General features: G+C 68.5%; 21 protein-coding genes. 2 read left to right on the forward strand and 19 right to left on the reverse strand.

The window, feature by feature from the left end; all coding sequences use genetic code 11:
- Positions 1–178: 178 nt before the first annotated feature.
- On the forward strand, positions 179–1,069 hold the full coding sequence (locus tag NK1_RS24485) for a YihY/virulence factor BrkB family protein (protein WP_157104422.1): 891 nt from the start codon (positions 179–181) through the stop codon (positions 1,067–1,069).
- Between the two features lie 12 nt (positions 1,070–1,081).
- Here NK1_RS24485 and NK1_RS24490 read toward each other — a convergent pair whose 3' ends face one another.
- The 17 genes from NK1_RS24490 to NK1_RS24565 form a co-directional block, all read right to left on the reverse strand.
- On the reverse strand, positions 1,082–1,837 hold the full coding sequence (locus NK1_RS24490; RefSeq protein ID WP_063012325.1) for a DUF6390 family protein: 756 nt from the start codon (positions 1,835–1,837) through the stop codon (positions 1,082–1,084).
- Positions 1,834–2,895, reverse strand: coding sequence for a Nickel transporter NicT (gene nicT, locus NK1_RS24495; RefSeq protein WP_245660787.1), 1,062 nt, complete (start codon positions 2,893–2,895; stop codon positions 1,834–1,836). The genes NK1_RS24490 and nicT overlap by 4 nt, the downstream gene beginning before the upstream one ends.
- 43 nt (positions 2,896–2,938) lie before the next feature.
- Entirely contained in the window at positions 2,939–4,024 is a 1,086-nt protein-coding gene (gene hypE / locus NK1_RS24500; protein WP_063012329.1) for a hydrogenase expression/formation protein HypE, read from the reverse strand.
- On the reverse strand, positions 4,017–5,129 hold the full coding sequence (gene hypD, locus NK1_RS24505) for a hydrogenase formation protein HypD (protein ID WP_063012331.1): 1,113 nt from the start codon (positions 5,127–5,129) through the stop codon (positions 4,017–4,019). Before hypD ends, hypE begins: the two co-directional genes overlap by 8 nt.
- A complete protein-coding gene (locus tag NK1_RS24510) occupies positions 5,126–5,461 on the reverse strand; it encodes a HypC/HybG/HupF family hydrogenase formation chaperone (protein WP_063012333.1) in 336 nt (111 codons plus the stop codon). Before NK1_RS24510 ends, hypD begins: the two co-directional genes overlap by 4 nt.
- 20 nt (positions 5,462–5,481) lie before the next feature.
- Positions 5,482–7,821 (reverse strand): carbamoyltransferase HypF, encoded by a 2,340-nt coding sequence (gene hypF, locus NK1_RS24515; RefSeq protein ID WP_084461497.1) that lies wholly within the window; start codon positions 7,819–7,821, stop codon positions 5,482–5,484.
- A complete protein-coding gene (locus NK1_RS24520; RefSeq protein WP_063012477.1) occupies positions 7,818–8,057 on the reverse strand; it encodes a HypC/HybG/HupF family hydrogenase formation chaperone in 240 nt (79 codons plus the stop codon). Before NK1_RS24520 ends, hypF begins: the two co-directional genes overlap by 4 nt.
- 2 nt (positions 8,058–8,059) lie before the next feature.
- Positions 8,060–8,536 carry a hydrogenase maturation protease gene (locus tag NK1_RS24525; protein ID WP_063012335.1) on the reverse strand — a complete coding sequence of 159 codons (477 nt, stop codon included), beginning with the start codon at positions 8,534–8,536 and terminating at the stop codon, positions 8,060–8,062.
- Entirely contained in the window at positions 8,533–8,652 is a 120-nt protein-coding gene (locus tag NK1_RS36365) for a DUF6893 family small protein (RefSeq protein WP_374726770.1), read from the reverse strand. Before NK1_RS36365 ends, NK1_RS24525 begins: the two co-directional genes overlap by 4 nt.
- A 26-nt stretch (positions 8,653–8,678) precedes the next feature.
- Positions 8,679–10,007 carry a hypothetical protein gene (locus tag NK1_RS24530; RefSeq protein WP_063012337.1) on the reverse strand — a complete coding sequence of 443 codons (1,329 nt, stop codon included), beginning with the start codon at positions 10,005–10,007 and terminating at the stop codon, positions 8,679–8,681.
- Positions 10,004–10,612, reverse strand: a complete 609-nt coding sequence (locus tag NK1_RS24535; RefSeq protein WP_063012479.1) for a DUF6084 family protein — start codon at positions 10,610–10,612, stop codon at positions 10,004–10,006. The genes NK1_RS24530 and NK1_RS24535 overlap by 4 nt, the downstream gene beginning before the upstream one ends.
- Positions 10,613–10,647: 35 nt before the next feature.
- Positions 10,648–11,301 carry a DUF5947 family protein gene (locus NK1_RS24540; RefSeq protein ID WP_063012339.1) on the reverse strand — a complete coding sequence of 218 codons (654 nt, stop codon included), beginning with the start codon at positions 11,299–11,301 and terminating at the stop codon, positions 10,648–10,650.
- On the reverse strand, positions 11,298–12,197 hold the full coding sequence (locus tag NK1_RS24545; RefSeq protein WP_084461499.1) for a NifU family protein: 900 nt from the start codon (positions 12,195–12,197) through the stop codon (positions 11,298–11,300). Before NK1_RS24545 ends, NK1_RS24540 begins: the two co-directional genes overlap by 4 nt.
- Before the next feature lie 33 nt (positions 12,198–12,230).
- On the reverse strand, positions 12,231–14,027 hold the full coding sequence (locus NK1_RS24550) for a nickel-dependent hydrogenase large subunit (protein ID WP_063012343.1): 1,797 nt from the start codon (positions 14,025–14,027) through the stop codon (positions 12,231–12,233).
- Between the two features lie 12 nt (positions 14,028–14,039).
- Positions 14,040–15,095 (reverse strand): NADH-quinone oxidoreductase subunit B family protein, encoded by a 1,056-nt coding sequence (locus tag NK1_RS24555; RefSeq protein WP_063012345.1) that lies wholly within the window; start codon positions 15,093–15,095, stop codon positions 14,040–14,042.
- A gap of 82 nt (positions 15,096–15,177) precedes the next feature.
- Complete coding sequence (gene hypB / locus NK1_RS24560) at positions 15,178–16,032, reverse strand: hydrogenase nickel incorporation protein HypB (RefSeq protein ID WP_063012347.1); 855 nt, start codon at positions 16,030–16,032, stop codon at positions 15,178–15,180.
- Positions 15,987–16,364, reverse strand: a complete 378-nt coding sequence (locus NK1_RS24565; RefSeq protein WP_063012349.1) for a hydrogenase maturation nickel metallochaperone HypA/HybF — start codon at positions 16,362–16,364, stop codon at positions 15,987–15,989. Before NK1_RS24565 ends, hypB begins: the two co-directional genes overlap by 46 nt.
- A 257-nt stretch (positions 16,365–16,621) precedes the next feature.
- Between NK1_RS24565 and NK1_RS36255 the strand changes: the two genes are divergently transcribed.
- Positions 16,622–17,155 carry a patatin-like phospholipase family protein gene (locus NK1_RS36255; RefSeq protein WP_369689829.1) on the forward strand — a complete coding sequence of 178 codons (534 nt, stop codon included), beginning with the start codon at positions 16,622–16,624 and terminating at the stop codon, positions 17,153–17,155.
- Here NK1_RS36255 and NK1_RS24575 read toward each other — a convergent pair whose 3' ends face one another.
- Both NK1_RS24575 and NK1_RS24580 read right to left on the reverse strand, forming a co-directional pair.
- Positions 17,156–17,773, reverse strand: coding sequence for a DUF1345 domain-containing protein (locus NK1_RS24575; protein WP_063906101.1), 618 nt, complete (start codon positions 17,771–17,773; stop codon positions 17,156–17,158).
- A 158-nt stretch (positions 17,774–17,931) separates the two neighbouring features.
- The gene (locus tag NK1_RS24580; protein ID WP_063012481.1) at positions 17,932–19,071 is read right to left on the reverse strand and encodes an acyl-CoA dehydrogenase family protein; all 1,140 of its coding nucleotides are present in this window, start codon (positions 19,069–19,071) and stop codon (positions 17,932–17,934) included.
- Positions 19,072–19,107: the final 36 nt, after the last annotated feature.

Below are 19,107 nucleotides of genomic sequence, written 5' to 3' on the forward strand. Positions count from 1 at the left end.
CCGCGACAACCCGCGCGCACCCGCACACACCGTGCGCACCCGCACTTCACACGAGCGACATCGTCAGCGAAAGCAAACCGCATCGGCCGCGCGTGGCGGGATGCGGTAGTGGTATTCCGAACACATGCGCGGTCGATCCGACTGTGCGCGGATAGGAAAGTGATGGGAGGTAGACACTGTGGCGGTCGGATCGGAGCCGGCGCTGCGGTACCGGATGTTTCGCCGGGCCGAGGTCAGAGTGCTCCTGCGTACCGTGCGCGCGGCGTGGTCGGACGAATTGTCCGACTGGGCGGCGGCATTGACGTACTACAGCATGTTGTCGCTGTTTCCGGCCCTGCTGATCGCCATCGTCGTGCTGAGTGTCGCCGGACCCGCCCCCGCCGACTCGCTCGCGGGCGCGGCCGGTCGGCTGGGTCCCGGCGGCGGTACGTCACTGATCTCCGACTCGATCCACCACCTGCAGTCGGTCAAGTCGCTGTCCGGTCCGATGGCGGTCGTGGGCCTGTTGTCGGCGTTCTGGACCGTGTCGACCTACCTGGGGGCGTTCATCCGCGCAGCCAACGACCTCTACGAGGTGCGGGAGAGCCGATCACTGTGGCGCACATTGCCACTGCGATTCGCACTGGGGCTGACGCTGGTGGTCGCCGTCGTCGTCACCGTGCTCGGCTTCGCCATCACCCCGGGCCTGGCCGAACACGCCGGCAACCGGATCGGGATGGGTTCGGCGGGCCTGCTCGTCTGGTCGATCGTGAAGTGGCCGCTGCTGGCCCTGCTGGTGAGTGTCGCACTGGCGCTGCTGTATTGGGTCGCGCCGAACACCGAGGGGCAACGGTTGCGCTGGCTGACCTCCGGAAGCGTGATCGCCGTGGGCATCTGGATCGCGGGATCGGCCGGATTGGCCCTCTACGCCGCCCATTTCGACTCGCTCGATCGCGTGTACGGATCGTTGACCGCGGCGATCGTCCTGCTGATGTGGCTGTGGCTCACCAACTTCGCGATCCTGCTCGGCGCGGTGGTCGACGCCCAGATCACCCGGGAGCGAACGTTGCGCGAGCACCCGGAGCAGTAATCGCCGTCGCCGTCACGAGGCCCGTGAGGGCCGGGCCGCAGTCACGGAGTTCGGGCCCAGGCGGCGGTTGGTGGCCGCCAGCTGCCAGGCCGTCGCGGAAGTGAGCCGATCCAGCCGGGTGCGGTCGAGCCGGGCGCAGATGTGCTCCCAGTGCAGCGCGAGATGGTCGCCCACCTCGATATCGGCGGCGTCGATGCCCGCCCCGGCCAGTTCGATGCGGCGCGACGTCTCCGCCGACAGGGAGAGCCGGGAATCGTTCCAGCACAGCCGCCGCGCACACACCGTCGCGGTGGTGGCGTCGCGCGCGCAGACCCGTGCCCAGGTGATCCGGCAGTTGTCGAGCACGCGCAGCGGCAGCTCCGCGGGACCCCGGCCGAGCAGACGGGTCCACGGATAGATGCCGAAGACATGAAAGTTGTGGTTGGCCGCGCTCTCCTCGGCCAGCTCGGGACCCAGGTGACGCCAGTAACCGCCGGCGAGCGGGCCGATCACCGACAACAGCCGCGCAAGGAACTCCGTCCTGTCGAGCTGGGCGCCGACTCCCCCACCGAGCCAATAGGATTCGACCAGTCGCGGGTCGAGCGGATCGGCTATTCCGGTCATCTCCGACAGCACGTGCAGGTACGGCCACGCACCGGAGAAGCGACGTGCCACGGCCCGGATCTCCGCATCGGTCCCGCCGGCCAGCGCGGGGGCGTCGGCGGGGCCACAGTAACCCAGCGCGTTCGGCGCGTAAGCGTAGCGCGCGAACATCTGCGGCCCGCTCATGTTTCCTCGCGTCGCCACAGGATCAGCGCCAGCAGCCAGGTCGCGACGAACAACGCCACCACGACGAATCCCATCGCCCCCAGATCGAGACCGCCGAGCCAGGCCAGCGGGCCGGAGGTGATGCCCAGTGCGCCGGTGACCACGGAGACGATCTCCTGGGCGCCGATCAGCAGGGCCACCGCGACCGACAGCCCGGTCACCAGCAGGTTGTAGTAGATCTTGCGGGCCGGGGCGGCGCAGGCCCAGCCGTAGGCCGCGTTCATACACGCCCCGTCCAGCGAGTCGAACAAGGTCATTCCGGCCGAGAACAGCAGCGGCAGCACCACGATCGCGTACCAGGGCAGATCGGTGTCGGCCGCCGCGCCACCCGCGAGCACCAGCAGACTCACCTCGGTCACCGTGTCGAATCCCAGCCCGAACAGCACGCCGATCGGATACATCTGTCCCGGCCGGCGCACCGCGCGCACCAGTGGCGCCAGCACCCGGTTCAGTGCTCCGCGCGCGTGCAGCCGGGAATCCAGTTCCCGCTCGTCACCCTCGCCTCGGCGCACCGCGCGCAGCGCCCGCCCGATACCGATGAGCGACACCAGGTTCAGCAGGCCGATGAGCAGCAGGAAGGTTCCCGAGACGCCGCTGCCGAAGGTGCCGGTCCAGCGCCGCAGCCCGGAGCCGTCGTCCTCGACGCCGGAGGCCAGCACCCGCGCGCCCAGTGCCAGCGCACCGACCATGACGAAGACGACGGTGGAATGGCCGAGCGAGAACCAGAATCCGACCGACACCGGGGTCCTGCGTTCGCCCACCAGTTTGCGGGTGGTGTTGTCGATGGCGGCGATATGGTCGACGTCGAAGGCGTGCCGCATCCCCAGCGTGTACGCGGTCACGCCCAGGCCGGCGCCGAACACCACATTGCCCACCGCGTAGTGCGCCGGGACGACCAGAGCGGCCAGCAGCCCCCAGCCCGCGACGTGCAGCGCGACCACCGTCACGGCCATACCGGTCACGCCGCGGCGCCGGGCGCGCTGTACTCGCGCCCCCTCCCGAGGGGGCGATACCGTCATCGTCGGCCGCATCGTATCTCCCGCCCGCGACCCCGCCGGGCGCTCAGCAGATCCGCGGAAGCTGTTCGCCGGCAGGGAGATCCACCACCCGGGTACCGCCGAGGGCGGTGCGCGCGACCACCATCCCGGGATGTTCGTCGACGCAGACGCCGATCGCGCAGGCCCGCGCGCCCAGCGGATGCGCCCGCATCGCTTCCAGTGCACGGTCCGCGTCCTCGGCGGCGACGAAGGCGATCGCCTTCCCCTCGTTGGCCACGTACAGCGGATCCAGGCCCAGCAGTCCGCACGCATCGCGGACCGCGTCCGGAATCGGCAGCGCGCGCTCGTCCAGTCGCACACCGGTATTCGCGGCTTTCGCGATCTCGTTCAAGGTCGCCGCGACCCCGCCGCGGGTGGGATCGCGCAGCGTGTGGACGTCGGCGCCGGTGGCGAGGACGGCGGCGACCAGACTGTTCAGCGCCGCGGTGTCGCTGCGCACGGTGGTGCCGAATTCCAGGCCTTCGCGGCAGCTCATCACCGCCACCCCGTGCACACCGATGTCGCCGCTGATCAGCACGACATCGCCGGGCCGGGCGCGCTCGGGACGGATGTCGACCCCCGCGGGCACCAGCCCGATGCCCGCGGTGTTGACGAAGATGCCGTCCCCGTGACCGGCGTCGACCACTTTCGTATCGCCGGTCACCAGCTTCACCCCGGCCGTGCCGGCGGCCTCGCCCATGGCCTCGGCGACCCGGGCGATCTCGGCCAGGTCGGTGCCCTCCTCCAGAATGAACGCCGTCGACAGCACCAGCGGCTGCGCACCGGCCATGGCCAGGTCGTTCACGGTGCCGTTGACCGCCAGCTCGCCGATCGTGCCGCCGGGGAAGACGAGCGGCTTCACCACGAACGAATCGGTGGAGAACGCCAGTCTCGTGCCGCCGACCTCGACCACCGCCGCGTCCCCGAGCGCGGCGTCGGCGGCGGCGCCGAACGCGGGCAGGAACAGATGCTCGATCAGCTCGCCCGACATCGCGCCGCCGCCGCCGTGCGCCATCACGATCGTCGGCGAATCCCGCAACGGCAGTGGGCACACCCAGCTCTCCGCGTCGAAAACTGGTGGCGGAGCAGAGGTTTCGGCGTGGTCAAGCATGAGCCACCTCCGCCGGCAGATCCAGGCGGCGATACAGGTAGTAGGCGGCGCAGGCGCCCTCGGAGGACACCATGGTGGCGCCCAGCGGGTTACGCGGTGTGCAGCGGGTGCCGAACGCCGCGCAATCGGTCGGCTTGATCAATCCCTGCAGCACCTCTCCGGAGCGGCAGACCGACGATTCGGCGGTGTGGATATCACCGACGCTGAATCGGTATTCGGCGTCGTAGTCGCGGTAGCGCGGGGAGAGCCGCCATCCGCTGCGCGGAATGACGCCGATCCCGCGCCAGGCCCGGTCGGTGACCTCGAAGACGTCCTCCAACATGGCCTTCGCGGCCGGGTTGCCCTCGGCCGGTACCGCACGCGGGTAGGCGTTCTCGACCTCGCAGCGGCCCTGTTCGAGCTGGATCACCGTGCGGCGGATCCCCTCGAGGATGTCGAGCGGCTCGAATCCCGTGACCACCATCGGAACTCGATATTTCCGCGCCAGCGGCGGGTATTCGCTGATACCCATCACCGAGCACACGTGACCGGCGGCCAGGAACGCCTGGACCCGGCAGTCCGGTGATTCCATGATGGCGGCGATCGCCGGCGGGACCAGGACGTGCGAGACCAGCAGCGAGAAGTTCTCGATACCCAGCCGCTGGGCCTGATACACGGTCATCGCGTTGGCCGGTGCGGTGGTCTCGAAGCCGATCCCGAAGAACACCACCTGCCGGTCGGGATTCTGTTTCGCGAGGGTGAGCGCGTCCAGCGGCGAATACACCACGCGCACGTCACCGCCCTCACTCTTGACCCGGAACAGATCCTTGGAACTGCCCGGCACGCGCAGCATGTCGCCGAAGGAGCAGAAGATGACCTCCGGGCGGGCAGCGATCTCGAGTGCCTTGTCGATCACTTCCAGGGGCGTGACACAGACCGGGCAGCCGGGACCGTGGATCATTTCGATGGTATCGGGCAGCAGCTGGTCGATGCCGTGCCGGATGATCGAATGCGTCTGGCCGCCACAGACTTCCATGATCGACCAGCGCCGCGAGGTGGCGGCCCGGATGCGTTCGAGCAGGCGCTGAGCCAGTTCGGGATTGCTGAATTCGTCCAGATATTTCATCGGTTCACCTCGTCGTCGCGGGCGGACTCCGACGGTGCGCCGGAGGTGGGATCGGGAAGACCGGACTGCCGGGCGGCGATGGCGAAACCGTCGCCGAATTCCTCGTTCAGTACACCGAGGTGTTCGAATTCGGCCAGGGTGGCCAGCGCCGATTCCTCGTCGAGGCGCTGAATGGCGAATCCGACGTGCACGACGACGTAGTCGCCGACCGCGGCGTCCGGAATATATTGCAGGCATACGTCTTTGTGGACACCGCCGAAGTCGACCACCGACATCAGGGCGCCATCGCGCTCGTACAGGTCGAGCACCTTCCCCGGGACTGCCAGGCACATGATCGGTTCCTTCCTTTCGCTCATCGAGCCCCGGCGGCGAGCAGCTGCCCGAAGGCCAGGCCGCCGTCGTTGGGTGGCACTCTGTGATGAGTGATGACCTGAAAACCCGCCTCCCGCAGGCGGTTTCGCGAGAGCGAGAGCAGCAGCGCGTTCTGGAACACGCCACCGGACAGGGCCACCGGCACACCCGGTTCGCCGAATCGGCGCGCCAGTGCGGCCACAAGGTCGGCGACCGCGACATGGAAGCGCGCGCCGACGAGGCCGGCACCGGCCCCTGCCGCGATGTCGGCGAGTACGGCGGCCAGCACCGGAGCCGGGTCCATTCGCACGGTCCCGTCCGGATCGGCGCCGCCGAGCACGAATCGGTAGCCGTGCCCGGGGTCCACGTCACGCGAGCGGGCCTCCAGTTCGATGGCGGCCTGCGCCTCGTAGTCGACCACGTGGCGCACACCCGCCAGCGACGCCACCGCGTCGAACAACCGCCCCATACTCGAGGTCGGGACACAGCCCAGCCCGGTGCCGAGTTGGTGGGCGAGGACCCGGCGCTCGGCGGGCGGGCACGCCGCGACCGAGGCGATGGACTCCTCCCACGCGATGCCGGCGGCGTGCAGATGGGCCAGCGCCATCCGGTAGGGCCGGTGCACACTGGCGTCACCACCCGGGAGGGGGATGTAGGCCAGATGTGCCAGGCGGCGGAATCCCTTGTAGCCGGCGGCCAGCACCTCACCGCCCCAGATCGCGCCGTCCGGGCCGAAACCCGTTCCGTCGAACGCCATTCCGAGGACGGTCGACGATCCGGGCAGGCCGTGCTCCCCCATCACCGCCGCGATGTGGGCGTGATGATGCTGCACGGTGTGTACCGGTCGCCCGGCCGCGGCCCGGCGCGCCCAGGCGCTGGAGCGATAGCCGGGATGGGCGTCGACCGCCAGCTGCGCCGGGTGCACGCCGGTCAGTTCCTCCAGATGGTGTTCGGCGGCGCCGAAGGCGCGCAACGTGGCCAGATCGTCCATATCGCCGATGTGCTGACTCAGCCACGCATATCGGCCCTCGGCGACCGCGCAGGTGTTCTTCACATCCGCGCCGACCGCGAGGACGGGCGCCGACTCCTGCGGCAGCGCCAGCGGCAGCGGCGCGTACCCGCGGGAGCGGCGGATCGGCATTTCGATCCCGTCGACCAGCCGGACCACCGAATCGTCGCAGGGCACGAGGATGCGGCGGTCGTGGTCCAGCACCGCGTCGGCCAGTTCCGGCAGCCGTCGTTCGGCGTCCTCGTCGGTGTAGCACAGGGGCTCGCCGCCGAGATTGGCCGAGGTCATCACCAGCGCGACCGGTCCGGGCGGGTCGCCGGGTAGTCCGAACAGCAGTAGATGCAGCGGGGTGTAGGCCAGCATCACGCCGAGCTCACGAAGCCCCGGGGCCACCGATTCCGCCGGTGTTCGCTCACCGCGCGGCAGCAGCACGATCGGCCGCTGTGGTCCGCTCAGCATCGCCGCGGCGGCCGCGTCGACTCGCGCGAGGGTGCGGGCCGCGGCGAGATCGGCGACCATGACGGCGAAAGGTTTCGCGCCGCGCCGTTTGCGGGCGCGCAGCCGCGCCACCGCGTCCTCGTCGTCGGCGGCGCAGGCGAGGTGATAGCCGCCGATGCCCTTGACCGCGACGATTCCGCCCTCGCGCAGCGTCTTTCGCGCGGCGGCCACCGGGTCGCCGGTTCCGGGACCGGAGTAGCGCAGGGTGGGCCCGCAGTCGGGGCAGGCGATCGGCTGGGCGTGGAAACGGCGGTCGGCGGGATCGTGATACTCGCGCGCGCAGCGCTCGCACATGGCGAAATCGGCCATCGAGGTCCGCTCACGGTCGTAGGGCAGACTCGCGATGATCGTGAAGCGGGGGCCGCAATTGGTGCAGGTGATGAACGGATGCCGGTAGCGGCGGTCGGCCGGATCGGCCAGCTCCCGCGCACAGTCGGCGCAGATCGCCACATCGGGCGAGGCCAGGGTGCGACCGCTGCCACGGGTCGTGCCGGCGATGCGGAATCCGGTTCCGCCGCGCACCGGCAGATCGGTGCGCTCGACGGAGTCGACCACCGCCAGCGGCGGCGGGTGGCGGCGCACCCGATCGGTGAATTCGGCCAGCGCCCACGGTGTTCCCTCGATGTCGACGATCACTCCGTCGCTGTCGTTGGCGACACTGCCGGTCAGCGCGAGTTCGGCGGCGGTGCTGTAGACGAAGGGCCGGAATCCGACGCCCTGCACCACACCGCGCACGACCAGCCGGCACCGAGCGCGGCCGGCTACTCGCCCCGCCTCGGTATTCACCGCTCGCCCCGCCTCGGTTTTCACCGCTCGGCCCGCCTCGGTATTCATGGTTCGCCTCGGCTCAGCAGTCGCAGTCCGGCGAGTGCCTCGCGGGCGCCCGCCTCGTCGGTGCGCTCGACCGCGAGGCCCATGTGGATGATCACCCAGTCACCCGGCCGCACCGGATCGTCCTCCAGCAGGCCGATATTCACCGTGCGCTCGACGCCGGAGACGTCCACGAGAGCGAGCTGACCCGCATAGCCGTCCATGATCTCGACGACCCGGCCCGGAATTCCGAGGCACACGATCACACCTCCGTTCGCGACATCCGCAGCTGCGCGAGCACCCGCGCCACGGTCTCGGCGCCCTCGTCCACCGCGGCCGCCACGGGTTCGGACAGGCCGATCCCCTCGTCGGTCGAGAGCACCTGACAGCCGACGACCACGGTGGGTGGCACGACCCCACCCAGCGCCCGGACCCCGGCGAACACCGCTTCCGGATCCATCCCGTGGGCGTCCAGCCCGGCCGGTGCCTCCTGCCCCGGTTCGGCGCGCATCACCTCGATGCGCCCCGCCACGCCCCGATTCGGGATCGCGTCGACGAGGATCAGCGCATCCCAGGCATCGAGCAGGTCGTAGGCCAGATGCATGCCGCGGATGCCGTAGTCGACCACCCGCACGTCCTCGTCGCGGTCCGGCGGTATCCGCCGCACCACCTCGGGGCCGAATCCGTCGTCGCCGAGAAAGATGTTGCCGATTCCGGCGACCAGCACCCGGCTGTTCACATGCGCCGCATTCGCAGATAGCGGCGCATATCCGGAATCGAGCGGATTCCGATCAGGGCCACGACGACAACCGCCGCCGCGACGACTCCCGTCGCCACCATTCCCACCGTCTCCATGACATCCGTCCTTTCCTCCGGCCGCGCTACTCGCCCGGTCCGTCCAGCGGCTCCAGTTCGTCGGGATCGAAATACAGGTAACGCCCGTACCATTCGTGCAGATCGGCTCCGGGATCGTCGGCGATGACCACACCGACGTGGGTGCGCCCGTCGACGTCGGCGTGCACCGAGGTGACCCGCGCGTCGCGGCCGTCGAAGAACATGTCGTGGATATCGGCGCGCCGGGCAGGATGCAGCCGCACCCGGCTCCCCCTGCGCACCAGCGTCCCGGCGATGGGCACGGCATCCGAATCCGGCCGCACCGCGCCGTCGGCCACCGGATCCCACCAGTCGATCCCGGGCGGGATCTCCGGCACCACCCGGTTCTCCCCGGCGCCAGGGTCGCGCAGCACACCGTGCAATCGCGCCATCTGCTCGGCGGTCATCGCGTCACAGCTGTCCACGATGCGCGCCGCCCGCGGATCGGTGGCGCGCGCGACCGCCTTCTCCTCGTCGGTCATCGCCATGACGCGCAGGGTGAGGATTTCGTCGATCTCGGTGGCGTCGTAGAGCGATTCCGGGCTCTGCGCGGCGATTTCGGGATGGTCGTAGAGGATGATGGGCGAGATCAACATCAGGCTGCGGTCGCCGGGCGGCCCGGCCAGCACCGGGAAGCAGCGATGCTGGGCGCACCGCGCCACGGCGGCCTCGGCCTCCGGCGGCGGTTCCAGCAGCGTGACGAATTCCGCGCCGGTGACCTCGACGATCACGTGGGCACCGAGCATCGAGCGGGCCAGGGCGTCGCGGCGATCGGCCGCCGGCTCCCCGGTATTGCGCACCGTCACACTGAGGATCGGATAGTCGCCCTCGGCCGCGACGGCCAGTTCGAATTCGCCGCGCACCGGGCGGCGGGTGCGCACGATGCTCGCGTGCCCGGTCGCCGGTTCGGCGAGGGGTTCGGTGTCGCGGCCTCCCGGAATCTCGAACGGCACCGTCAGGGCGGCCGGGGCACACGGTCCGACGGTGACCTCCCGTTCGACGGCCTCGTCCCAATCGGGCCAGGTATCGCCCGCGACGGTCGTCTCCGCGACGGGTGCGCCGTCCGCGTCGTGCACACCGCGATGCTGCAGTTGCAGAAATCGGAGCGTGAACCGCAGGGCCGGGTCGCCGTCCGGGACCATCGGCATCTGCCCGGTGAGTTCGGACTCCTCCCCCAGTCCGGACGAGTGCACGCCGGCAGGGCCGAGGACGCCGAATTGCCAGCGGCACTGATTTTTTCGTGCGTCGGCCCGGTACGGATAGAGCAGATAGCCCTCGTAGAGCACCGCGTCGGCGACCGCGCGGGCTCGTTCTCGGCTCGATCGCGCGGTACTCACGCCGACTCCTGTGCGCCCGCGAGCAACCGTGCGACCGTCTCGTCGAAGCCGAGCAGGCCGTGCTCCCCCTTGTAGGCCGTGAGCGCGGCCAGGGTGTCCTCGTGCAGCCGCAGCCAGCCCGTGGCCGGGAAGTGGGCCGCCATCAGCTCCCGCCACACCGAGACCGGCATCCGGTAGCGGTCGTCGCGATCCCAGGGGATCTGCTGCACCGCGAAACCGTTACTGCCGCGGATGAATACGGTCCCGCTGAACAGGAACACCAGCGGCACCTCACCCTCGCGCAACGCGTGCAGGTACTTCGATCCGGCCACCTCGAGGTCGTATGTGCACGGCATCGGCAGATCCACCTCCGCGCCGCCGGTGAAGCCGGGAACCGTTGTGGCGCAGTGCATCCAGAGAAACGAGCGCTGGGTGTGGTCCCAGCGGTCGCGCGGGCCGAACAGATCCAGCAGTCCCGCGCTCTCGGCCTCGGTGTAGGACCGGCGGTTCGGCTCGATGCGCACCTGGGCGCGCAATGCGATGGCGTGGACGGGTTCGTCACCGACGGAGGCGATTCCGATCCGCGCGGACAGGATCGGAGTGACCGCGTACGGTTCGGGCTTCATCCCGAGCACCGCGAAGGTGGTGGCGTAGGCGGGGCTCACGGCGCCTCCCCCATGTCGCCCGGGTCGAATGGCCGGGCCCGCGCCGTCATCTCGGCGAAGAATCGCGCTATGTAGTCGCGCACATCCGAACCTCCGTCGAAACCGCGCCACAGCAAACGGATCCGGCCCACGAACTCGTAGCAGGCGTCGATCGGCAGCAGCAGGCAGCGTGCCGCGCCGGCGTCGCGTTCGGGGACCTGGATCAGCAGGGCCTCGACATCGTCGGCGACGTCGCCGAATTCCGGATGTGACTCGGTGAACGCGTGCCAATTATCCAGGGGCAGTTCGGATTCGGTGGCACCGGCCGGTCCCGGATAGAACGCGACGGTGCGCCCGGCCGCCGAGCTGTGGAAGAAGAAGGCCAGTCCGACCGGAATCTCGAGGCCGTCCCATTCCGGCAGGCTCATCCGGAAATCGGGGAACGAGACGTACCGCTGCGGGACCGCCCGGTAACGCAGTGCCGCCGCCCGATCGGTGAACAGCAGATAGCAACCCCGGCACACGCACAACATGTGCCGGCTCTCGGTGTCGACGACGTGCTGGTGCGCCGCGCCGACGGGTTCGGCGCACATCTCGCACCGCTCCCCCGCCACCGGTGCCGGAGGGCGTTCGGCCGCGAGGCGGCGCAGTGCGCGCACGGTCGGGTTCATCCGCCCACCCCCACCGGAATCGCCACCGACAGTTCGCCGTCGCGCACCAGAACCGGCAGCGGCTCGAGATGTCCGCTCCCGTCGAGCCGGGCACCGGCGTGGACGATGTCGAAATGGGCGCGGCACCCGGGACAGCGCAGCACCGGGTCGCCGTGGACCCCGCGGTGCAGAACCGCGCCGGCCAGCGACCGGTCACAGTTCGGGCAGTGATCGCGGTAGACGTAGATCTCGTCGCCGGCCCGGCAGGCGAGTACCGTCAGCCCGCCCAAAGCGAAGCCGCCGACCTCACCGGCGGCCAAATCCGCCAATTCCGGTGCGCCGATCCAGTTTCCGCCGGAGCGCACGTGCGCGAACAGCGTCTCCGGGGCGATCACCGCCGTGTCGGCGGCCGCCTCGGCGGCGACCACTTCGATCGCGGTGATCTCCGGTGCGGCCGCGCGCACGGCGTCCTCCACCGCCAATTCCAGTGTCACCGAGGACGACGGGCAACTGCGGCAGCTTCCGGTCAGCTCCAGCCGGACCACCGCCTCCTCGGTGACCTCGAGCAATCGCACATCGCCGCCGTGCGATCCCAGATACGGCCGCACGCTGTCGAGCGCGCCGGCGACCCGGGTCCGCACGTCGTGGGGATGCAGACCGTGCACCAGCAGCAGGCTGGCGACCAGATCGTCGGCGAGCAGTCGCTGCACCGTGGCGTCGTCGAGGACGGCGAGGATGCGCCGCAGTCCGGCGCCGTACAGATCGACCACCTCGCCGACCAGCGCCTCGGCCCGTTCCCGGGCCACCGCACCACCCGCGGAACTGGCATCGAGCAGAGTCTCGATGCGATCACCCGCGCTGCGCCACCGGTCGTCGCCGACCGTCGCCGCGGACTCACCGTCAGGACGCGTGGATATCGCCTCCTCCTGTCGCCGGGACCGGATCTCCGGTTATCCGACGGTCGATATCTGCGCCGGTGAATGCACCAGGTCCAGGGTCGTGCCCTTCCCGAGGTACATGTGCACACCGCAGGGCAGGCAGGGATCGAAGCTTCGCACCGTGCGCATGATGTCGATGCCCTTGAAGTGCTCGCGGTCGTTCTCCTCGAAGATCGGCTGTCCCTGTACCGCGTCCTCGTAGGGCCCCGGTGTGCCGAAGCTGTCGCGCGGGTTGGCATTCCACGGCGTCGGCGGATAGGGGTGGTAGTTGGCGATCTTGCCGTCGCGGATCACCATGTGATGCGACAGCACGCCGCGCACGGCCTCGGTGAACCCGCAGCCGATGCCCTCGTCCGGCACGTCGAAATGCTCCCATGTCTTGGTTCGCCCGGCCCGGATCTCCGTGAGCGCCTTCTCGGCGAAATGCAATGCGCAGGCCGCCGCGTAGGCCTGGAAGTAGGTGCGGGCACGATCACGTTCGATGGTGTTGCTGCCGTACTCCGGAATCTTCCACTCGAGTTCGACCGGCCCTTTCAGCGCCGTCTTGGGCAGGTTGATCTGCACGCTGTGCCCGGTCGAGCGCACGTAGCCGATGTCGACCAGACCGGCCAGCGCCGTCGACCACAACCGGGCCAGCGGGCCGCCGCCGGTGTCGAGGGCCAGGTGGTCCTTGCCGTCGAACCAGCGCGGTGACATCACCCAGCTGTACTTGTCGTCGAGGTCGCGTTTCTGCGGCTTCGGATTGGTGTGCTGATTCCACGGATGGCGCCGGTCCACCGGATTGCCCAGGGGATCGGTCTTCACGAACATCTCCTGATCGGTCCAGTCGTCGTAATACGAACTGCCCAACAGGATTCGGATGCCGAGATTGATGTCGAGCAGCGAGGTGGTGACGAGTTTGCCGTCCACCACCACACCCGGCGTCACGAACATCCGCCGGCCCCAGTCCTCCATATCCTTGTACTCGAAATTGCAGACCTCCGGATCCTGGAACGAGCCCCAGCATCCCAGCAGGGTGCGCCGCAGCCCGACCCGCTCGTATCCGGGCACCGCGGTGTAGAAGAAGTCGAACAGGTCGTCGTGCATCGGCACGACCTTCTTCATGAATTCGACGTAGCGCATCAGCCGTGACATGTAATCGGTCATCAATTGGACCGTGGCGACCGTGCCGACGCCGCCGGGATACAGCGTCGAGGGATGAACGTGCCGGCCTTCCATGAGGCAGAACATCTCTCGCGTATACCGGCTCACCTGTAGCGCCTCGCGATAGAACTCGCCGGTGAAGGGATTGAGCGCTTCCATGATGTCGCCGACGGTGCGATAGCCGTGCATCGCGGCGTGTGGCGCCTCGGCCTTGCGGGCGGCGTCGAGAACGCTCGGATTGGTCTCGGCGATCATCTTCTCGCAGAAGTCCACCCCGACCAGATTCTCCTGGAAGATGTTGTGGTCGAACATGTATTCCGCGGCCTCGCCGAGATTGACGATCCACTCGCCCAGATGCGGCGGCTTCACGCCGTAGGCCATGTTCTGGCAGTAGCACGAACAGGTGGCGTGGTTGTCACCGCAGATTCCGCAGATGCGACTGGTGATGAAGTGCGCATCGCGCGGATCCTTGCCGCGCATGAATATCGAATAGCCACGGAAGATGGACGACGTGCTGTGGCATTCGACCACTTCCCGGTTCTCGAAATCGATTTTCGTATAGATACCGAGGCTGCCCACGATCCGGGTGATCGGGTCCCACGCCATTTCGACGAGCGAATCCGGCTCGATCTTCTTGTGCGACGCCTCCGGGATGATCTGTGTCATCGCGAGATCCTCCTACCAGGTGCGAGTCGCGCCCGTATCGAGTTTCTCCCCCTTGTGCCGCCAGTGCGGCTCCTTGTCGACCGTGCGGCCGGTGATGTGGCGCAGGCTGCGGATCACCGATCCGTACAACCCCGACGCGGTGGACGAGATCTTCCCACCGGGCGGTTCGTCCATGAACGGCATGAATTTGTCCGGGAATCCCGGCATGGTGCAGCCGATGCAGATACCGCCGACGTTCGGGCACCCTCCGACGCCGTTGAGCCAACCGCGTTTGGGCACATTGCACTTCACGACCGGGCCCCAGCAGCCCAATTTCACGATGCACTTCGGCGAGCCGTACTCCTCGGCGAAATCACCTTGTTCGTAGTATCCGGCGCGATCGCAGCCCTCGTGCACGGTGGCACCGAACAGCCATTTCGGTCGCAGCGCTTCGTCGAGCGGAATCATCGGCGCCTGACCGGTAGCCATGTACAGCAGATACGTCAGCGTCTCGGAGAGATTGTCCGGCTGGATCGGGCATCCGGGCACACAGACGATCGGAATATCTGCCTTGGACTTCCAGTCCCAGCCGAGATAATCCGGAACCCCCATCGCTCCGGTGGGGTTGCCCGCCATCGCGTGAATGCCGCCGTAGGTGGCGCAGGTGCCGGCCGCCACGATCGCGGTGGCCTTGGGCGCCAGCCGGTCGAGCCATTCACTGGTGGTCATCGGCTGATTCGTCGCCGGGTTGTTGCCGAAACCGCACCAGTAACCGTCGCCGTGCAATTGTTCGTTCGGGATCGAACCTTCGACCACCAGAACGAAGGGTTCCAGTTCGCCGCGGTCGGCCTTGAAGAACCATTCGAGGAAGTCGTCGGCTCCCCCGTTCGGACCGCATTCGAAATCGATCAGCGGCCAATGTACGGCGATCTTGGGCAGGCCGGGAAGCGCTCCGAGAGCGATTTCCTCGACACTGGGCTGGGTGGCGGCAGTCAACGCCACCGAATCGCCGTCACAACTGAGGCCCGCGTTGATCCACAGGACGTGTATCAGCGTCTCTTCGGCCCGAACTGCTTCCTGGGTTGGCATGAGCGCCGCCTTCCCGAGCCGGGCGGGGGCTGGCCGATCCGGCTCGAAGCCGTCTCAATCTGTGATACAGACCACACCGAGCTTAGTCTTGCGCCAAATGAACCTCAATGGGTGCGGCCGTGCCCGCTCCTCGCTGTTCGGCCAGCCAGCCGTACCAGTGGGCCAGGCCCGCGCCGGTGGCCGCCGACACCGGGAAGACCGCGACGCCCGAATTTATCGCGTGGATGTAGCGCGTGCAGGTGGCGAGATCGAAGTCGACATAGGGCAGCAGGTCGATCTTGTTGATCAGTACGAGGCCGGCCGCGGCGAACATGTGGGGATACTTCAACGGCTTGTCGGTCCCCTCGGTCACCGAGACGATGACGACTTTCGCGCGCTCGCCGAGGTCGAACAGGGCGGGGCACACCAGATTGCCGACGTTCTCGATCAGGACCACGCTCTCGCGCGCCGGGTCCAGCGAGTCGAGCGCGCCGCGGGTCATCTGCGCGTCGAGATGACAGCCGGCGCCGGTGTTGATCTGCACCACGGGGCACCCGGTGGATTCGATCCGCCGCGCGTCCAGCAGGGTCTCCTGATCGCCCTCGACGACCGCGACCGGCATGTCCGGGCATTCCCGGATGGTGCGTTCGAGCAGTGTCGTCTTGCCCGCGCCCGGGGAACTGGTGAGGTTCAGCGCGAGGATGCCCCGCTCGGCCAGCCAGCGCCGATTCTCCTGTGCCAGTTGGTCGTTCTTGGCCAGCACCTTCTGTTCCAGAGTCACCGTCTCGGTCGGCGAACCGCCATGCTCGTGCGGGTGGGAATGGTCGTGCGGGTGTGCGTCGCCGTGATCGTGCCCGTGCTCGTGCCCGTGATCGCCGTCGTGCGGATGGTCGTGCTCGTGCGGGCCGGTGATCACCGCCTGGGTGTCGTCGCCGCCGCATCCGCAGGTTGCGCACATGTCTCACTCACCTCCATGGAGCGGATTCGCAGCTCCCGCCCGGCGCGGATGTCGACGTCGGCGCTGCCGCAGGCGCACAGCGGGATCAGATCGGGCAGACCGAATTCGGCGCCGCAGGTGCGGCAGCGCGCCCGGCCCGGAATTTCCTCGACGACGAGGTCGGCGCCCTCGGCGAGGGTGCCTTCGGCCGCGAGGCCGAAACAGAAGTGCAGGGCATCCGGGACCACCGCGCAGAGCATCCCGATCGCAACGGTCACGCGGTACACCCGCCGCCCGGCAGCGTGTTCACACGCGCCGCTCACGATCCCCTGCGCGATTGCCAGCTCGTGCATGAGTTGTCTCGATTCATCGAGAGGCCGATTCATCGAAGGCCGACCCACTCAGCGTACTCCGGCAACTATCCCGCACAACCCGCTCTACCGGGACCATCCAGCGGTCCCGACTACCCGGCGCGGTCGTCGCCGCGGTACTCGCCGACGGCGGCGACGTCGCCCGCTTGCTCACCTCGCCCGCGCCGGGGCAGGAATCCACCCCGGCCGTCCCCGCCGACGCCGCCGAACATGTCGCGCGAATGGACGCCCTGCTGGCGATGCCGCACTGGCCGGACTGCGATCTGGTCATCACATCGGTCGACGCCGAATCCGGCGTCCTGCGCGCGTGGACCCGAACCGACGCAGCGTCCGTGGCCGAGGCGGTCGCGGCGAGCACGGCGGTGCCGGGAGTCTTCCCGCCGATCCCGATCGACGGCGGCCACTACGCCGACGGCGGCGTACGCTCCCCGATCAATGCCGACCTGGCGGCCGGCGCCGAGACGATCGTGATCCGGAACCCGGCGCCCACCTCTACCCACGAGCCGACACCGACGACGAACTCGCCTCGGCCACAATGGTTTCCATTTCTCCAGACGCGCAAGCCATCGCCGCCACAGGTGCGGACGTCTTCGACCCGGCCGCTCTGCGCCCCGCCTACGAAGCGGGACTACGCCAGAGCACGGTCGCCGCCGCGCGGTTGCGGGGGATCTGGCCGGCGTCTTAAGGCCGCAGGACCTCAGGAATCGAAGCGGTCGAGGATTTCGGCGGCAACACGCTCTGCTTCGGCGCTGAGATTCGTGCGGTCGGGGTAGTCACCGCCCACCGGTCACCACCCCGACCGCGACTCCGATGACCGCGGCGTTGTAGAAGAAGCCGAGCACCGAATGCACCAGAACCTGGACGCGGATGTCACGGTGGTGGGTCTCGACGTCGGAGACCGCGAAGGAAACCCCGATGGTGAAGGCGAAGTAGGCGAAATCCAGAAGGTTCGGTTGCCCCGAACCCGGGAACGACAGCGCGCGGTCCGGCAGCAGCGCGTAGTAAGTTCGCGCATACTGTTCGGCGAAGCCCAGGTGCAGGAGAAACCAGGCCAGCAGTGCCGCAACGGCCGCAACGGCTTTCGCGGATGCCCCGAATTTCTCATCGACGTCCGCGATCATCGATACGACTGCGACCAGCCCGACGGCACTGGCCAACCCGATCGCCAGCAACGCCGCCCAGTTGCCCTGAACCTCGGCGAGCCATTCCTGAGGATTCTCCTCGCGCCGGTTCCGCAGCAGCCGCACCGCCCAGATCCCGACGTACACGGCCGCCAATACATCCCAGACCACGAGCCAGTCGTTCGGCGTGCCGGCCCACAACACGGCCAGCCCCACCACTACGAGCCCTGCCTCCATAGCCCGGCTGAGGATCACTCTCGGCCTGATCATGATCCGATCATCGTCGCAGTCGGCGCTCCGTGGTCGCACGTGCCGTCGAGCGCGCACCGCGTCGTGATAGGTCCCGGCCGCGCTGCCATTTTCAGGCGATCCTCAGCGCCGCGTGGTGAAGGCGCCGCGCAAGGGGTCGGCCGCGTCCCCCGGCGAGACTACTTCGCGAGCGAGCGGCTGATCACCAGACGCTGAATCTGGTTGGTGCCCTCGAAGATCTGGGTGATCTTGGCTTCCCGCATGTACCGCTCGACGCGGAAGTCCCGGGTGTAGCCGTAGCCGCCGAAGACCTGCACCGCATCGGTGGTCACCTTCATCGCGGCATCGGTGGCCACCAGCTTGGCGACCGAGGCCTGCCGCGAATAGGGCAATCCGGCATCGCGACGCCGCGCGGTGTCGAGGTAGGTGGCCCGGGCCGAGTCGACGGCGGCGGCCATATCGGCGAGCAGGAAACCCAGGCCCTGATGATCGATGATCTTCTTACCGAAGGCGCTGCGCTCCTTGGCGTAACCGACCGCCTCGTCGAGGGCGGCCTGCGCCAGACCCGTTGCCACCGCGGCGATCCCGAGGCGCCCGGAATCCAATGCGCTCAAAGCGATCTGCAGACCTTGCCCCTCGGCGCCGATCCGCCGCTGCGCGGGCAGGAACGCGTCGTCGTAATGCGCGGTGGTCGTCGGCACCGCGTGCAGGCCCATCTTTTCCTCGGGCTTGCCGAAACTCAGCCCCTCGAGGTCCTTCGGCACCAGGAAACACGAAATCCCGCGCGACCCTTCACCGGTCCGCGCGAAGACGTTGTAGAAATCGGCTACACCACCGTGGGTGATCCATGCCTTGGTGCCGTTGAGCCGATACCCGCCGTCGGCGGGCACGGCCTTGCACGCCACCGCCGCCGCGTCCGATCCGGCTTGCGGCTCGGACAGGCTGTAGGCACCGATTGTCGTGCCGCCCAGCATCTCCGGCAGCCACCGGCGTTGCTGTTCCTCGGTCCCGAACATCATCAGCGGATGACACGCGAGGCTGTGCACGCTCACCGCGACCGCGACCGCCGCCCAGCGCGCCGCGATCTCCTCGAGCACCTGCAGATACACCTCGTAGGGCTGACCGCCACCGCCCCACTCCTGCGGATACGGCAGACTCAGCAACCCCGCCTCGCCGAGCGTGGCGAACACACCGCTCGGATACGACTCCGACCGCTCGTGCTCATCGACGATCGGCGCGAGCGCCTTGTCCGCGATGTCACGGGTGAGCTGGATCAGCTCGTGCGCCTCGTCGGTGGGCAGCAATCGATCGACAGCCACGGCATCCTCCCTCTCGGCCACGCATGGCAGTACTCG

This window comes from Nocardia kruczakiae NBRC 101016 (assembly GCF_001612965.1).
Classification (GTDB): Bacteria; Actinomycetota; Actinomycetes; order Mycobacteriales; family Mycobacteriaceae; genus Nocardia; species Nocardia kruczakiae.

Coding starts and splice junctions, on each gene's coding strand:
- NK1_RS24490 (WP_063012325.1), bottom strand. CDS start 1,837: ATGAGCGGGCCGCAGATGTTCGCGCGCTACGCTTACGCGCCGAACGCG.
- nicT (WP_245660787.1), bottom strand. CDS start 2,895: ATGACGGTATCGCCCCCTCGGGAGGGGGCGCGAGTACAGCGCGCCCGG.
- hypE (WP_063012329.1), bottom strand. CDS start 4,024: ATGCTTGACCACGCCGAAACCTCTGCTCCGCCACCAGTTTTCGACGCG.
- hypD (WP_063012331.1), bottom strand. CDS start 5,129: ATGAAATATCTGGACGAATTCAGCAATCCCGAACTGGCTCAGCGCCTG.
- NK1_RS24510 (WP_063012333.1), bottom strand. CDS start 5,461: ATGTGCCTGGCAGTCCCGGGGAAGGTGCTCGACCTGTACGAGCGCGAT.
- hypF (WP_084461497.1), bottom strand. CDS start 7,821: ATGAATACCGAGGCGGGCCGAGCGGTGAAAACCGAGGCGGGGCGAGCG.
- NK1_RS36365 (WP_374726770.1), bottom strand. CDS start 8,652: ATGGAGACGGTGGGAATGGTGGCGACGGGAGTCGTCGCGGCGGCGGTT.
- NK1_RS24535 (WP_063012479.1), bottom strand. CDS start 10,612: ATGAAGCCCGAACCGTACGCGGTCACTCCGATCCTGTCCGCGCGGATC.
- NK1_RS24540 (WP_063012339.1), bottom strand. CDS start 11,301: ATGAACCCGACCGTGCGCGCACTGCGCCGCCTCGCGGCCGAACGCCCT.
- NK1_RS24550 (WP_063012343.1), bottom strand. CDS start 14,027: ATGACACAGATCATCCCGGAGGCGTCGCACAAGAAGATCGAGCCGGAT.
- NK1_RS24555 (WP_063012345.1), bottom strand. CDS start 15,095: ATGCCAACCCAGGAAGCAGTTCGGGCCGAAGAGACGCTGATACACGTC.
- hypB (WP_063012347.1), bottom strand. CDS start 16,032: ATGTGCGCAACCTGCGGATGCGGCGGCGACGACACCCAGGCGGTGATC.
- NK1_RS24565 (WP_063012349.1), bottom strand. CDS start 16,364: ATGCACGAGCTGGCAATCGCGCAGGGGATCGTGAGCGGCGCGTGTGAA.
- NK1_RS36255 (WP_369689829.1), top strand. CDS start 16,622: ATGCCGCACTGGCCGGACTGCGATCTGGTCATCACATCGGTCGACGCC.
- NK1_RS24575 (WP_063906101.1), bottom strand. CDS start 17,773: ATGATCAGGCCGAGAGTGATCCTCAGCCGGGCTATGGAGGCAGGGCTC.